The sequence below is a fragment of the Parazoarcus sp. PS-13 R2A genome, from assembly GCF_057621855.1.
The window spans coordinates 1-15228 of the sequence record NZ_JBYEXN010000024.1; the positions used below are offsets into that span (position 1 = coordinate 1).

At 57.0% G+C, this 15228-nt stretch carries 16 protein-coding genes and 1 tRNA gene; 9 read left to right on the forward strand and 8 right to left on the reverse strand.

From position 1 onward, the window contains the following. Window positions 1-181: 181 nt before the first annotated feature. Window positions 182-802, reverse strand: a complete 621-nt coding sequence (locus AC22G6_RS18325) for a DNA-binding protein (protein ID WP_487367971.1) — start codon at window positions 800-802, stop codon at window positions 182-184. Between the two features lie 41 nt (window positions 803-843). After that, entirely contained in the window at window positions 844-2586 is a 1743-nt protein-coding gene (locus AC22G6_RS18330) for a recombinase family protein (protein ID WP_487367972.1), read from the reverse strand. A 334-nt stretch (window positions 2587-2920) separates the two neighbouring features. Here AC22G6_RS18330 and AC22G6_RS18335 point away from each other — a divergent pair, with 334 nt between their 5' ends. Continuing rightward, window positions 2921-4513, forward strand: a complete 1593-nt coding sequence (locus tag AC22G6_RS18335; RefSeq protein WP_487367973.1) for a tyrosine-type recombinase/integrase — start codon at window positions 2921-2923, stop codon at window positions 4511-4513. 8 nt (window positions 4514-4521) lie between these two features. Here AC22G6_RS18335 and AC22G6_RS18340 read toward each other — a convergent pair whose 3' ends face one another. Together AC22G6_RS18340 and AC22G6_RS18345 are read right to left on the reverse strand one after the other, a co-directional pair. Beyond that, the gene (locus tag AC22G6_RS18340; protein ID WP_487367974.1) at window positions 4522-5409 is read right to left on the reverse strand and encodes a hypothetical protein; all 888 of its coding nucleotides are present in this window, start codon (window positions 5407-5409) and stop codon (window positions 4522-4524) included. Further along, window positions 5402-6709, reverse strand: a complete 1308-nt coding sequence (locus AC22G6_RS18345; protein ID WP_487367975.1) for a tyrosine-type recombinase/integrase — start codon at window positions 6707-6709, stop codon at window positions 5402-5404. The genes AC22G6_RS18340 and AC22G6_RS18345 overlap by 8 nt, the downstream gene beginning before the upstream one ends. A gap of 259 nt (window positions 6710-6968) precedes the next feature. Here AC22G6_RS18345 and AC22G6_RS18350 point away from each other — a divergent pair, with 259 nt between their 5' ends. Beyond that, window positions 6969-8222 carry a tyrosine-type recombinase/integrase gene (locus AC22G6_RS18350; protein ID WP_487367976.1) on the forward strand — a complete coding sequence of 418 codons (1254 nt, stop codon included), beginning with the start codon at window positions 6969-6971 and terminating at the stop codon, window positions 8220-8222. A 170-nt stretch (window positions 8223-8392) separates the two neighbouring features. On the opposite strand, the gene AC22G6_RS18355 is transcribed toward AC22G6_RS18350, so the two are convergent. Next, window positions 8393-8536 carry a hypothetical protein gene (locus tag AC22G6_RS18355; protein ID WP_487367977.1) on the reverse strand — a complete coding sequence of 48 codons (144 nt, stop codon included), beginning with the start codon at window positions 8534-8536 and terminating at the stop codon, window positions 8393-8395. 729 nt (window positions 8537-9265) lie between these two features. Here AC22G6_RS18355 and AC22G6_RS18360 point away from each other — a divergent pair. The 7 genes from AC22G6_RS18360 to AC22G6_RS18390 all read left to right on the forward strand — a co-directional run bounded on the left by AC22G6_RS18360 (window position 9266) and on the right by AC22G6_RS18390 (window position 12930). Further along, window positions 9266-9850: a recombinase family protein gene (locus AC22G6_RS18360; RefSeq protein ID WP_487367978.1), complete on the forward strand. Its 585-nt coding sequence runs from the start codon at window positions 9266-9268 to the stop codon at window positions 9848-9850. A 205-nt stretch (window positions 9851-10055) separates the two neighbouring features. Further along, the gene (locus AC22G6_RS18365) at window positions 10056-10331 is read left to right on the forward strand and encodes a hypothetical protein (protein WP_108974332.1); all 276 of its coding nucleotides are present in this window, start codon (window positions 10056-10058) and stop codon (window positions 10329-10331) included. Beyond that, window positions 10328-10642 (forward strand): hypothetical protein, encoded by a 315-nt coding sequence (locus AC22G6_RS18370; protein WP_487367979.1) that lies wholly within the window; start codon window positions 10328-10330, stop codon window positions 10640-10642. The genes AC22G6_RS18365 and AC22G6_RS18370 overlap by 4 nt, the downstream gene beginning before the upstream one ends. Before the next feature lie 16 nt (window positions 10643-10658). Continuing rightward, window positions 10659-10925 (forward strand): hypothetical protein, encoded by a 267-nt coding sequence (locus AC22G6_RS18375; protein ID WP_487367980.1) that lies wholly within the window; start codon window positions 10659-10661, stop codon window positions 10923-10925. Between the two features lie 6 nt (window positions 10926-10931). After that, the gene (locus AC22G6_RS18380) at window positions 10932-11762 is read left to right on the forward strand and encodes a hypothetical protein (protein WP_487367981.1); all 831 of its coding nucleotides are present in this window, start codon (window positions 10932-10934) and stop codon (window positions 11760-11762) included. 91 nt (window positions 11763-11853) lie between these two features. Continuing rightward, entirely contained in the window at window positions 11854-12498 is a 645-nt protein-coding gene (locus tag AC22G6_RS18385; RefSeq protein WP_487367982.1) for a hypothetical protein, read from the forward strand. 27 nt (window positions 12499-12525) lie between these two features. After that, complete coding sequence (locus tag AC22G6_RS18390; RefSeq protein ID WP_487367983.1) at window positions 12526-12930, forward strand: hypothetical protein; 405 nt, start codon at window positions 12526-12528, stop codon at window positions 12928-12930. Window positions 12931-13567: 637 nt separating this feature from the next. Here the strand turns inward: AC22G6_RS18390 and AC22G6_RS18395 are convergent. The 3 genes from AC22G6_RS18395 to AC22G6_RS18405 all read right to left on the reverse strand — a co-directional run bounded on the left by AC22G6_RS18395 (window position 13568) and on the right by AC22G6_RS18405 (window position 15162). Next, window positions 13568-13984, reverse strand: coding sequence for a KilA-N domain-containing protein (locus AC22G6_RS18395; protein ID WP_487367984.1), 417 nt, complete (start codon window positions 13982-13984; stop codon window positions 13568-13570). A gap of 682 nt (window positions 13985-14666) precedes the next feature. Next, window positions 14667-14756: transfer RNA gene (locus AC22G6_RS18400), tRNA-Ser, on the reverse strand. A gap of 58 nt (window positions 14757-14814) precedes the next feature. Beyond that, entirely contained in the window at window positions 14815-15162 is a 348-nt protein-coding gene (locus AC22G6_RS18405; RefSeq protein WP_487367985.1) for a carboxymuconolactone decarboxylase family protein, read from the reverse strand. Window positions 15163-15228: the final 66 nt, after the last annotated feature.

The following is a 15228-nucleotide window of genomic DNA, read 5'->3' on the forward strand; positions in this document are numbered from 1 at the left end:
GCCGACGACCAGCCTTCGGCCTTGGCTTACAAATCGTACTGGCGCTAAAAATCTTTGGCTCAAGTCACCACTGCGACGATGAGAGCGTATTTCGTAGCCACTGGAGAACCTTCGCAACCCTCGTGCAGTCCCGAAACCATGCCAAAAGATTGAGATTACCCCTACTCCCGAGACTGCACAGCTAGCTGCTTGCACTGCGTTGCTTTGGTCGTGCCAACCGCCGCCGCAGTTCGATGACTTCTGCAGCCATTCGCGATGTCCGTTCTGACTCCAAATTTGATTGAAGTTCGGCTACCTTTGCGGATAGCGCCTCCGCCTCCTTTACCTTGGCACGTAACGCAGCAGCAGCCTCGGCAGCCGTCAACGCCCGCAGCTGCCATTCGCTAAGCTCTTGCCTGATTAGCGAGAGCTGACCATCTGATTTCGACAAATGATCCTGAAGCCGCTGGATCTCCTGCTCCCTCATCTCAAAGCGGGCAAGCAAGTCCGCCGACTCCGCAAGAAGGTCCGAATTGTCGCGACGCGACGCGTCGAGCGCTAGGCGAAGCCCGGCTGTCTCACGAGAAACCTGCTCAACGAGATAGCTCTGAATCCCGCGCTCGATCTCCTCCGGAAGTGTTACGGGTGAGAGTTTCTGCCGCTCACGCACCTCGCTCCACTCGTTCAGAAACCTCAGTATGGTATCCATACTTCCCCGACCTAGCGCTGCGCGCATAGCGCGCGCGGTCGGATGCTCACCCCGTGCAAGCATCTGCTCCGCATGCCCTCTTACTTCAGCCGCTGTAATCGTCGTCTGTCGCATCTCTTGCGTCCGCCAGCGTGTGTAGTTTGTGCCCCGTTACGTTATGGAACGTTGCGATTGACCTCGTGACCCGGACCTGAGGGTAGCGGTGAGCGCGGCTTGACCCGCTGCGTCTCAAGTTTCCACTCGACCGGCCGTTTTGCGCTGCACGATATGCGCACTTCGAGGGCGCAAATGCTCTCGTCCACAACGGCACTATCAGTCAGCCATGCGGCAGCCACGCCCGGCCTAAACTCGATATAAAAAATCGAGACACGGCCTTCCCGTCCGGTCAGCACGAAGTACGAGAAAAGCTTAGATAGAACAGTTCTGACATGTGCGACCTCAAGTTCCCCATCAAGCAGCTTCCCGGCCAAATCCTCAGGTGTGAGGCTCAACTGGGCCACCAGATCTCGCTTCAGGAGCACGTCTGCGGACCCCTCCGCTCGTTTGAGCGCCTGCTCCGCGACTTTCAACGCATCCTTTGCTGCGGCGTATTCGGTCTCCGCCAGCTCGTCCGACTCGGGATCCAGGCTGATCAAGCGCAGCACCCTCTGCGCACGTTGCTTCGCGTGCTCACGGGCAAGCCGCAGTCGTTTGAGTTCGGACTCAGGGTCCTCGGCAAGGCGCTCCTTCAAGCGCTTACGAAGCTCGTCCAACCGATCAGCACTCAGCGTGTAGCTGAGGGCGTGTCGAACGACCTGTTCGATGCCTCTCTTCGAGATTGTGGGAACCGCAGCAGGTGCCGCCGGATCAGCCGCTCGCCGGTTCGAGATACACCCCCCGCACGAGAACGCGCTTCCGCCTGACGTCGCTGATAGCAAAGAACCACAGTGACCACAGCGCATCCACCCCGAGTAGATATTTCGCCCACCTCCGTACTGAGTGCGTCCCTCACCACTTCTTGAACGGGGTTGAGCTGCGTACCACACTTCATCGGAAACAATCCTGAGCAGCGGGCGATCGAACGAGACCGCCTGCGGGGCCAATTTTGCTTTTTTCCGAAGCTTCCTCGCCTTTGTTTTCGCGAATGAGCTACCGTTCAGAATGAATTCACCGCGATAAATTGTGTTCTCTAGCAGCCGCTGTATGCCAGCCGCTCGCCACAGTCGACCGTTGCGGGGCGTAGGAACTCCGCACCCATTGAGCCAAGCAGCCATGCTTCCGAACGACTCACCTTTGCCGCGCCGCGCGTACATTTCACGCACGAGGCTGGCACTTGCCTCATCTACACTCCACCTTGTACCGAGCTCGCGGCCATTCTCAAAGACCCGCTCTGATTGATAGCCGATCGGGGGCTGCGCAATCATGTAGCCGCGTTCAAGCTGCCCGCGCATCCCGCGTATCACGCGAAAGCTCGTCGCTCTGCTCTCCTCTTGAGCCATCATGCCTTGTATGTTGAAGACCAACCGCCAACCCTCAAGAGCTGAGTCAATCCCGTTCGCTGTTAAAAAGCGGACCCCGGTCGAGTCGATCGACTCAAACAGCTCGAGTTGCTGGCGCCCGTTCCGTGCAAGTCTGCTCAGTTCATCGACGATCAGTATGTCGATCCGCCCCTGCTCCCAGGCCTCCATGAGCTTGCGATAGCCCTCGCGAGACGCAGCTTTGTCAGCTCGAAAGCTCGACACTTCTTCGTCAGTAAATACCAGGGCGTTGGATGTCGGGTAACCGTGCCGATCGGCGATGTCCCTGCAACGTCGAAGTTGATCGTCGATCGACGTCGGGCTTTGTGATTCATCAGAGTAGCGCGCATAGAACGCCAAACTAGTCGCTGCCACTTGCAGCAGTGTTGCCGAAGTACTCATTCCGTATTTTCTCCAGATCTTGACGTCGCCCTCGCATGCTCAAGATCAAGCACGAGACGTTCGACGAGGAGCGAAATGAGCGCGTCGACCGGGGGCGGCAGTCCGACCAACCTGCCGGAGGGTCCATCAGTGAAGACTGCACTCCGTATAGCCAATGACGCCACTCTTTGAGATTTTTTCTGCTTCCCCATGACTTATCCCCTCAGCGCACTATTTTCGTTCCGCCCCGCGTAAACCGCGCCCTAGTCGCTAGACTTTCCGTCAGCAGCTCACAAACACGTGACGCACCCCCTTCGTCTCGCTGCTGATACGAGGAGGGTCCGTGAGACGTTGAATGAGTAAAGCGAACTACTTGACGTATGAGACCAAGCGAGAACGGTGGGTTTTTCAGATCCGGGTGCCGACTGGACTCCGTTCCAACTTCGGGAACAGAACGACGATCCGAGTCGCGATCGGCAAAGTATCGGAGGGGGCTGCAAAACTTCGTGCGCGGGAACTGTTGGTGCTTTGGATAAATCGCTTTGCCGAGGCAAGAGGCATATCCACGGTCGAGCGACAGTCTATGCGGAAGCGCGTCAAGACAGAACGCATTCACATCGACGAACGAATGACCGACCGAGTGCTTGCGTCGATTCGAGCAGTCCACCTTAGAGCATTGAAGCGGCGACTCGATGCACTTCGGACGTCCGGTGCAGACGCTTGGGACCGGGAGGAAAGCGATAGTCGCAGGACGCTTCTGGCGCTCAAGCATGCTGCAAGACGCGCAGAAACGACTGCGGCTACGTGTGCCCTTCGCGAACTGGAAGCAAACCACTCGGTTGTTTTCGACATGAGTGAGCTTGAGAAGCGGGCCTTCGTTGATGCATTCAATGCTGATCAGGTTGCAATCTCGATACACTGGCTCGATGTTCTCGACGGCACGCGAAAGTTGACGGACTTGAGCGTCAAAGCGGACGAAATGCTGCCCCTTGTCGAAGTGTTCGGTACAGATGCGGCAAAACTCGAGACCCTGTGGCGTGATCGGCTCAAACGGCTCGGCAAGCAGGTTCGGCCGAAAACAAGCGCCAAGTTTGAGCGGATCGCGCTCCAGCTTGCGGTCGTGCTGCAACGACGGCCTGTCGAATTGCTGACCGTGGCAGATCTCGAACGCCTTGCACTTCAGTGGCAAGAAGATGGAAACACGGCAACTACAATTCGCGACAAACTGACGATTTTGGCATCGTTGATAACGCCGGTTTCGGAAGCAGGGGGAAAACTGTGCAAACGCTTCGTTCCCCGGACTGCCCTCGTGCACCGCAAAAGACACCCGTTCACGGGCAAAGAGCTTCAGGCCTTCCGGACAGCCATTGAAGACCGCGAGCTTCCGGAGGACGACGTCCGCCTGGTGGAGCTCATGACGCTCACCGGTGCACGACTGGGCGAAGTCCTCCAACTGAAAGCGACGGATATTGAGCATCTCGCCGGGAATCAGTTCTCCGTGGCTTTCAGCGATGATGAGCACACTCTGAAAAACGGCACATCGGTCCGTGAGATCCCAATCGACCTCACTGGGCTCACGGAGTTTAGAAAGTGGATCGACGCGAGAGTGGCGTCCGGTGAAAAGCTCTTTCCTGATGCGACCCCTGACAAGTACGGGCACTTGGGGAACGCCGAGAGCAAGCGTCTCAACCGCACCCTCCGCATGATCACATCTGATCGCAGACTTGTTCTCCAATCCACGCGCAACACTGCCGGGGTGAACCTTCGCCGCGCTGGAGTTGATCCGCGTGTACGGCGGCGTCTCCTCGGGCACGCGGACATCGACATACACGACCGGCACTACGATCCCGCTGAGCTGTTGACGGCTGAAGACCTGATGTGTGCAGCCCCGACCCTGAACAGTCTCGTTATCGGCACTCAACCCGCCCGTTCGGAAATGACAAGCTGAGGGGGGCATCATGTACCCTCCGGGCCGTGCCAGAGCGAGGTCGGGCTGAGTAACTGAGCAAGCGTGGGCGCATCTTCGCTTCGCCCGACCCCGGCGCGCCGCAGCTGGATTCGAACGTGCTGCATGAATGCAACGACACTTCCGGGCTGTTCAATGAGCGACGCGCTGAGTTCAACGTAATGCCAGCCTCTTTGCGCTGAATCATCGCTCACGCATGCGCTGTCGAAGTGGAAGATTACGCCCCTTGAAACGAGCTCGAAGCTCACCAGGCTGCTAGCCGGATCACGAACCTCGAAGCTTTCGCTTTGGTGCTCTAGGTAACGCGCGAACATCAACTCGGGCAAGAGAAACACCTCGCCCCCAACAGTCGGCCAGCCCACGGAGCGCCGCCTGATTGCGTCAGCCAAAAGCGGGATGCTCGCGGATACATCCAAGGCACGAGACGCTTGTGCATCCAGAGCAACTAGCTGCAGGATGCATACTTCGAGATGATGCTTTGGCGGTAGAGACCCCTTGCAGGCAGCGTCGGTGCCATTCAGATCAATGGAAAGAAAATCGAAAGTCAGGTTGAGGAACCCGTGCTCGAGGTACTGCTCGCAAAGGTCTGGCACTTCAAGCCAGACCTCCAGCGCATTCTGATATCCGCGACACAAGAGGCAATCAAGATCCGCAGCAAAACCAGCTAACGAGCCAGCAAGCCCAGAGACCGCCGTATTCCAACCCTGATCTACTGCAATGTGCCGACGCACCAGCGGTTCAATACATAAACGGGTCCAGAGCCCGGGCGCGCGAAGGGCACAGTCAACAAACCCGGTTATCTGCCTTTTCAGTATTCTTTTGGTCGCTTTCCGATACAGCCGAGATTGCTCATACGACAAACATGCGAGCTCAGTCATTGCGAACACCTCCCACAATTCGCGGCAGGTTGACAGGAAGCTTGATCCGTTCAACAGCACGAACGAGTGGAGCAATGGGCATTTCGCCATACGTGCGACTGACTGAACCCGAAACATGCCCGGTCAACGCGTCGTGCACGTCTTCAGAAATTTCTGCAGCACGGCAAAGCGTCTTGAACGTGTGGCGAAATGAATGAAAGACGAGTCGTGGATCCTGAACATTCACCCCACCTCTGGAGCGCAGTTGGCGCATGAACCACTTCCCAAAGTTCGCGCCTCGGCGACCGTCGTGGTCAGGGTCAAGTGCGGGAAATAGCCACTTTTGCCGAGCTGCGCGGACGTCAGAGATGTAATCTACGAACCCGGACTGGATCAACTGAGCGTGGGCTGGAACGATCCGCTTTGAGCCCTCGGTCTTGACCCGCTGCTCGGGATCTTCATCTGTGACGCGAATCAGTACGCCGTGCTCGGGGTCGTTCAGGATGTCGATGGTACGAAGCTGTGCGATCTCCTCAAGCCGCAGACCACTTGCGAGGGCAATCATCGGGATCCAGATGCACGCCTCCCCGCCGGCGCCAGCAGGGCGAACACCCGTTCGATAGGCAGGGAGATCAAACAAGCGGGTGAGTTCGTTAGCCGTGAAGATTCGGCGCACGATTGTTGGGATGTCCGCCTTGGGTATCTTGAGGCCTCGTGCAACATTTGAGGGCAATACCCCGGCATCGAAACCGGTCTGAAGCAGCGTCGAGATCATGCCGACACGTTTCGCAACGGTCTTTCGTGCAAGCCCTTTCTTTAGCTGTTGATCGCGAAAACTTGCGATGTCTGCACGGGTCACTTCGGACCAAGGCAGTTTGCATTGGGCACGAAAGAAACGGATCGCAGCACGCATTTCCCGAACCGTCGTTGACGCGCGGTCGGGATCGATGCGTTTCCAACCAACGAGCAAGCTGTCGTCAGATACTGTGTTGGCAGCCGATGCGGGCGGCTTTCGCTTCGGTAGCGGTGAGGGAATGGATCCGATACTGACGTCGTTGTCGTTTCTCGTGGTTGAAATGTCCACGTGCTGAGGCGCAAGGGAAGATCCAATCGCTTCAACCGCGGATGAAGCCAGACCAGCGAGATCTGCTTCGAAACGAGAGAGCCAGTCGCCTGCAAGTTTGAGCGCAACTATCTTCGCGAAACGCTCATCTACGGTCTGAAGATTGGTTCGGATCAGCGGACCGTGGTGCTCAACGAGGGGCTTGGGGACGCGAAGCTGGAAGTAGTAGGAACCGTGGTGAAACGTCAAGTAACTCATCGCAACATCTCCTAAAAATCAGAAATGCTGCTGGTGCTTGTACGCCACCGAGTAACACCACGTGCAGAAGCGCTAGACGCGCTTTACCTAGAAACGGCGCCGGATAGCGCCGTTATGGTGTTACTGGCGGAGAGGGTGGGACACTCCGCACTTCGACCCTTAAGCCCAACAACCACGGCATTTGTGGGCTTTCAGAGGTATAGCGTGTGGTAACTCCGTGTGGTAACTTCACCACTCCCGAGACCTATTCATCACTGCAATGCCGAATATCGAGAAGCGTCGAAACGTCTGGTATGCAACGCTCCATGTCCCCGAAGATGTCCGCTTTCAGCTGGGCAAGTCGAAGCTGTTCCAGTCCCTCCAGACAACCGACAAGAGGACCGCTGAGAGCCGAGCGGCAATCGTGGTCGCCAAGTGGAAAGCGGAGATTGCCCAAGCAAGAGGGACGTCTGATCCCTTCCTGAACGAAGCCATGAACTGGCGACGAAGTGTCGAGCAATACGACGACAAGGATCTTGCAGAGTCCATCCTACTGGAGCATGTCGAGACCGTTGTCGAACCGGTGAAAGGCTTCCAGACCGCCAAGCAGTTCTACGACATCGCCTCAGGGCAGCGCCGAGCGTTGGCTCTGATTGTTCCCGAGTGGAAGGCAGGCCTGCAGCTGGAACCGAAGACAATCGATCAGATGGTGAAAGACGTCGGTCGCATGGTTGAGAAGTTTCCGACCACCGAGGGGCTGGACCGGAAGTCCGTCCGCAAGTGGCTTGAAGGACTGTCGACAGGACCAGAGCAACTGTCCCCCTCCTCCATCCGGCGCATTGTCGGGTTCTGTCGGAACTTCTGGCGATACCTGCAGGAGACACAGGAAGTGTCCGCCGACAGTGACTCACCGTTCGTTGTCCCCTCCTTCGCCAAGGAGTCGAAGCGGAGCAAGACCTCCTCCAAAAATGGCTGGATACCGTTCCATCCTGCAGACGTCATGAAGCTCCATCAGAAGGCCACCGAGAAGAAGGACCACCAGCTGGCCGACCTGATCCTGATCGGTGCCTATACCGGCGCACGAATCGAGGAGATCTGCTCCCTCAAGGTCTCGGATGTTGGTCTCGACTTCCTGAAGATCACCGACTCGAAGACCTCCGCAGGGGTGAGGACCATTCCGATCCACTCATCACTGATAGACACGGTCGAGAGGTTGACGAAGGAGTCGACCGACGGCTACCTCCTGTCGGGCCTGACGTTCAACAAGTACAACGACCGGTCCAACGCTGTCGGGAAACGCTTCGGGCGACTGAAGGACGCTTCAGGGTATGGCGAGAAGCAGGTCTTCCACTCGATACGGAAGACCGTGGTCACCCTGCTGGAGAACGCAGGAGTGAGTGAGAACCTGACGGCAGACATTGTCGGACACGACAAGCCACGCATCACATATGGGCTGTACTCTGGAGGGGCCAACTTGGAGGTGATGCGAGAGGCACTGGAGAAGGTCAGGTATCCAAAGGACTTTACAAATTGACGCGACTTGCTCGTCTACGAGCAGCAAAAATTTCACGAAAACGACTAGGCCTACGGCAATCCCTCGTTGACGCCCGATAGATCGATCCGTAATCTGTCAACTGGTAGCTCACTGCTACCAAAAAAAACCCCGGCCATCACGACCGGGGAACGAGGTAGATACGTTTGAAATTACCTGATGCCACCAAGGAGGTGGTGGAACACCTCCAACACTTGCTGAATAAACACCAGCAAGTGGGTGGCAGTCAGGAGCAGTTTGCTTGTTTCACTCATCAGTGCGACAAGCAACTTCAAGATGACAATAGCTTCTGTCATTTTGACTTCTCCTTTTGCTCGGTTGAATTCAGCGTTGGGCCTTGTGGGCTTCGACTGACTACCGTGCCCCACTGCACGGAGCACGATAAGCGTACATCCGGCACGCCGATTCCGCAAAAAAATTAAAGCCATTAAAAACAAACAGTTAAAATAAAGGCTTGTGCGTCAAGCTCTATTTTTGACTATATACAGGCTGTTTTTTGCGCGAAGTATCAGTTTTCCCTAAAAACTTCCGTTCTCATTTATTCCGCGGTGTGGATTCCCAACCCCGGATGGCCCAGTTTTGGTCTTGTGGACTTTAGCTGATCACCGTGCCCAACTGCAGGTGACGAAACAAGCGTACCGGACAGAGGCCACTACTGACAATTACCGCAAGATGAAGAGGCGCGAAGTTGTCCGTAGCTTTAGTTTTTCCTGAAAATTTCCGTGACCATATCTTCCCCAGCGCGGATTTCCAGTTACCCCCCGGCGGCCCAGTAGCCCCCTCCCAGCGGCACCTCTCCTTTTCCTAGGCCTACCGGCAGCAAGACCGACTGCGACCTCTCGTCCAGCCCAGCCGGGAACAGCAGCACCTCTCCAACCTGGGACACACTGTCCGTTTGAGCTACACCCTAACCTGACGTCAGACACTGCGCTCTAATGTGTGTATCTAGGGTCTGTTCTGCCATTGCTTGACACTCTGATTTGTGGGTCTTAGAGTCTATCCTGACACTTTCAGGAGGCGACACCATGAACACCAACCAGACACCCAAGGGCCAGACTGTCGGATACATCCGGGTCTCCTCGGTCGACCAGAACACAGACCGCCAGCTTGACGGGCTTGTCGTCGATCTCGTCTTCACAGACAAGGCCAGCGGCAAGGACACCGAGCGCCCCCAACTTCAGGCAGCACTGGCACACGTCCGAGCGGGTGACACCTTGGTCGTCCATTCGATGGATCGACTAGCCCGGAACCTTGATGACTTGCGGTCCATCGTGAAGGGGCTGACCGGTCGGGGTGTCGTTGTCCAGTTCCAGAAGGAGGGGCTGACCTTCACCGGGGAGAAGAACCCGATGGCAGAACTCCTGCTGTCGATGCTGGGGGCTGTCGCACAGTTCGAGCGGGAGTTGATCCGAGAGCGTCAGCGCGAAGGGATCGCCATTGCGAAGACCAAGGGTGTCTATAAGGGACGCAAGAAGGCCTTGGATGACACCAAGGTGGCCCAGCTGCTGGCCCGAGACAAAGAGAACGGAGGCAGGAACAGAGCGGCACTGGCGAAGGAATTCGGGATCAGCCGAGAGACGCTCTACACGTATCTGAAAGGCGCTCAGTAACCTTTTAGATTTCAGATACTTACGAGAGGTTGAATTAATGCAGGAGATATTTCCTGTACTGGCTTACTGACGTTGCTCCATTCCTTGGTGTGTGTCGATTCAGGGGTTGCACTTCAATGTGCGCCCCTGTTTCGCATTCTGGGCTTTGGGAAACGGTCGGTTGAGCCTGTTCCTTTTTTCAGTTCAACTCCTCAAGGACCACGCAATGTCCCTCCGTAAGTTCCACTTCCAGAACCCCGCATCCCTTTCGGCCTACTTGGTCACCCTCTATTCAGACCACACCGGCAAGATCTCCGGCCATGCCAACCGGCAAGCCCTCAAGAGCGACCGAGGTCTCAACGCTGCCGAGATCCCGACCGTCTATCTCAAGGTCGACCAGCAGATCGGCTCGATCCTCCTCGGTGCCGGTGCGACCGACAGCTACCTGTCCCAAGTTCGAGCCTTCGACGACGGCAAGCTACTGGCAGACGTCCTCCCATGAGCTTTCGAGACTCCCACCGGCAGCTGACCTATCAGAACCCGAAGTCCTTCTCGGTCTGGGCTGTCCGCATCGCTTGCACCCCTGATGGTGTGAGCAAGGCTGTTCAAATATCGCAGGACGGCGTTCGTATCGCCTCACAGTCCGGCCAGTGGCTTGAATCCAGTCCGCTGCCTCGCGTGGTCTTCCATGTCCACCCGAAGAAGCTTTCCGACATCCTCGGCAAGACCGAGAGCCTGATCCACCAGATCCCGGCCTTCATTGCCGACCCAGAAGACCAGAAGCCCGTCCGACTGGCAGACCTCCTCCCGTAACTCACTGAGACACCGAATGCACACCACACCTCACGAACAGTTGTGCGCCCTGCTTGGGCCAATTCAACCGCGTCCGATCCAGATCGCCCCTGTCCTCTCGACAGAGAAGAAGGCCCACCACCTTGGTCTCCACCTGTCGGCAGAGGAGCACGAAGCTCTTCAGAAGGGTGTCGACTCCCTGATCAAGTCGGGCTTTCCCATGAACAAGTCCGCCTTCGTGCGTCTGGCAATCATGCTGACCTCGCAGGCCTACTGCCAGATCCCCAAGAGGGACGAGGAGTAACCACCAATGAGCGACATTCAGCAGGCCGAAGCCCCCGAGATCAATGTCCAGTCCTACGAGCGACTTACGTGGTCCGAGGCTGACCTCGTTCCCGACTATGACGCGACCGGAGTCTTTGCCACTGCACAGAAGCCGGGAGGCGGACGCGCAAGGACACTGACGCCTGAGACACGGATCACTGTCGGTCGGGTACAGATGCCGATCAGGGCCGCTATCGCTGCCGGTATCGTCCGACAGGAGGCCGATGGATCCTACCGTGAAGTGTCCCAGGATGAGATCCGAGCGGAAGCCGAGCAGAAGTCGGAAGCGGAACAGAAGGCCTACAAGGAGAACCACTTCGATGTTCCCGACAGTGAGCCCGCAGCCTTCCTGACCGACCTTGACGCATCCTTCAGGGAAGCAAGGATTGACCCGATGACCGCTGCCGCTGCCTACCTCTCGGGGAGCGCCGAGTCTCAACTGAAGGCGGTCGCCATCGCTGAAGGCGTGAGTCTCGAGACCCTGCAACAGAACATCGACGCTTGCTTCGACCGCTACAAGGCACAAGCGGACGACTTCCTGTCCTCGATGGGTCTCGATCCTGAGCAGGTCTGGGAGTTCGAGCGGGACAACGTCGACCGACACCGGTCAATCGGTGGCTACCTCCGACACCTCCAGACGGGCGACAAGTCCTACTACCGGGATCTTGCCGACCAGTTCATGAAGTCCGGTAGGTTCCAGCCGAAGCTGCCCGAGGGGGTGACGATGAAGAAGACTCCTGCAGGTCGGGAGTATGTCGACATCCCCGGCTATCCGCCGATGAGCCTGTCCAACGCTCGACGACTCAAGCTGATCTGATTTCTTGCCATCCACATTCGTGGAATGTTTTCCCCCTGCCGGTCATCCGGTGGGGGGATTTTTTACGTCCCGATCCGCAGGATTACCAACGATGAGCAAAAGAGATGAAGACAAGATCCCTCCGGGAGTGATGCCAGCCCCACCGAAGTTCGACGAGGACGGTAACCCGATCTGTCAGCTGTGCGGGAGACATTTGGCCACCGGCATCAGGACCGGGGGTAACTGGTCGCGGGACCACGCCAGACGGGGAGTGCACATCTGCAGCCTTCACCCGAAGATCAAGCCAAGCAAGAAGCCCCTTGTCCTGCGTCCGAAAGGACAACTGAGCGATGCCCTTCAGGCCCACAAGCGGAGGAAGGAGGTTCGAGCCAACGCACACACGAGGCGAGAGAGAGCCTTGGCAGCACTCCGAGACGAGGTCCGACAGTTTGCCGAGTTCGTTCTCAGCTTCAGGAACAAGCGCGGCTCCTTCACTCCCGACATGAACCAGCTGTGCAAGTGGTACGCCTTCATGCTCGACAGGAGGCCCGACAACGTCCGCCGACTGATTCCGAAGCTGGCCGAAGGCGGGATCGTTGAACAAGCCCCGCACGGTGAGTGGGTGCCGACAAAGGACTTCATGTGGATACACACCAGAACCTCCCTGTCGGCAATCCACCGTGAGTACACAGCCGCACTGAAAACGCTCGACCAGATCCTGCTCCATAGGCAAGCCGAGCAAGACACCACCAACTGACACCACACACATTCAAGGAAGCAAGCAATGACGACAACCAAGAACGAAGCCAGCAAGGCACTTCACTGGCACCCCGTAAACCACAACGACGTGATCCGCTATTCGATCACCCTAAGTCCCGGGCAGATCGGCTATTGGCTGATCCTTCGGAGTCACTTCTACAGCAATGGGTGCGCCCCTTTGCCGATGCGGACTGTGTCCAAAATCCTCCGAGTGAAGGAGACCGACAAAGGCCTTCTGGAGCTACTGGAGGGAGACTTCGGGTTCCTGAAGACCGATCAGGGGCTGATCATTCCCGAACTGATTGAGCAGCAAAGGAAGGCGACAGAGATCAGCCAGAAGCGGAGAGCAGCTGGGCAGCAAGGGGGACGGAGGCGGAAGCAGAGCGAGAACCCAGCCGGGAATGTGGGTGACGACGATGAAGACTTCTAGCAAATGCTCAAGCAAATGCTTTGCAAATGACCAAGCAAATGCTTAAGCAAATGCTTAGCAAGTGAAGAAGCAAATGCTAAGCCATAACATTACATAACAAAACAAGACAGAAAAAGAGACTAGAAGAGGGACTGTAAGTGTCCTTCAGCATGACCACCTTCAGGACGGATCTTTGATCCGTCACCCCATGCTGTAGCCACCCTCCACCCTCATCACTGAGGAAGACAATCAATGATGGTCTCTCTTGATTGATGGGATGGAAGAGAGGTTAAAGGGGTCAGCCTCCCCGGTCGGATGATTACGGCTTCGCCTACATCCTCCCTCTCCAGCAGTAGGGACTGATAGTTCCCCCTTCATCCTGACTTGTCTTCCCCATCCTTGGATTGTCTTCCAGTCCACCTAGGTGGACCTACAGTCGACGATCAGCCGCTCGGGTTAACCACCCTACATCCAAGACCTTCAAACCGCTTGTAGAGCCTCCAAAGGCCTTCCAGCCATTCCTACACTTTGTGTCTACCGCTTGTGGCACCCGGGACTGTATCCGACCAGACCACCCGTCTTCCGGTCAACGGAGAAGGCCTAGGAGCCGCTTTCAGGGGCCGAGGCAGGCTACCCTATGTCGACGATATGTCGACCGCTAGAAAGCGATTTGGGGGGTCTCTTGTGTGGTCTGCTGCAGGGCGACCAAGGTATCCGGCAGTCCCACCGCCAGCACAGCCGACTGTTCCGGCTTGGTGATCGTCACCTCGGCCTTCTTGGTCAGGATGTCGTCGATCATCATGTCGCACCAGACAGCGAACTTGACGTCGAGCCAACGGGCGAAGAACACGGCCAGCTTAGGGTGTGCCCAAGTTCCGACCATCGGGGTGTTGATGTTGCCCCTCTTGGCTAGGATCACAGAACCCCGGATTTCGGGGATCTGGTCTTCGAGAGCAGCGATGTACGCCCTTGTCTCCACTGCAACAGTGAAGTGATCCAGCCGCTTCCCGAAGTGCTTCGCTGCGACGGTCATGTTGAAGTAGCCATCCTCGCGGAAGACGAAGGGTGTTCCCAAGTACCACCACCGGGACCGCGTCGGGTTTGGACAACCTTCATTTCCCCCGAATTCGGGGTATTTAGTTGGGAGGTCAATGCTTCGACGTAGGCGGCCGTGTCGATGTTGCCTCTCTTGGCTAGGATTACAGAACCCTGGATTTCAGGGATCTGGTCTTCGAGAGCAGCGATGTACGCCCTTGCGGACGCTAACGAGTCCCTTGTCACGCTGATTGGCGTGATTAAGGCCCATAGCCTGCTTGATGTCGTGACCGAAGGAGCCTCGGTCCTCATTGGAATTCCAATGAAGATACCCGGAGTTCCGGGCATCACTTCTTCAAGTGCCTTCACGTACTCCGTCGTGGAACTGTTCTCCAAGAAGTGGTCGATACGCTTCCCAAGTGCCGGTGGTTGGGTACAGGCTGGAACCCTTGCGGGCGATAACGAGTTCCTTAACCGGGAAAATCCCGGACAAGGCTTCGAGGTACTCCACCGTCCCCGGCAGACGGAGGAACTCGTAGGTGTCCTTCCCGAAGTGCTGCATATTAGGGGGAAAGCCCCCACAAGACTTCGACCTCCAGAAACAACAAGCCCCACTCGGTCTAGGACAGGTGGGGCGTGTGGTAACTGCGTGTGGTATATCAGGCTATGCTAATTTTCCTGAGTCCCAGCATTGGCGCGGGTTTCACGGCCATCAGGGTAACTGGCGGAGAGGGTGGGATTCGAACCCACGGTAGGCTTGCACCTACGCCTGATTTCGAGTCAGGTACATTCGACCACTCTGCCACCTCTCCGCTCGAAGGCCGCGATTATAGACCATTCGCGGAAAAAGTGAAGAGGTTCGAACGAATTTCAGGCTTTGGGCGAAAATTCGTCGAAAGCGCGCACGGCTTCTGCTGCATACATCAGGGCCGGGCCGCCGCCCATGTAGGTGCATACGGCAAGGGTTTCCATCAGCTGCTCGCGCGTTACACCGAGACGAATCAGCGCCTTGACGTGAAAACCGACGCAGGCATCGCAGCGCGAAGAGACGCCGATCGCCAGTGCGATCAGTTCCTTGTCGAGGGCAGACAGGGCGCCCGCCTTCATTGCAGCTTTCGACATGGCGCCGAATGCCTGCATGGTGTCGGGGATCTCGGAGCGCAGGTTGCCAAGGGCTTGAGAGACGTCACCGGTGATCTGGGTAAAGGATTTGGACATGGGGGCTCCAACAGTATTTAATGTAACGCTAATTTAACATCTCGCTCGAGTCCGTTTCATGACTTC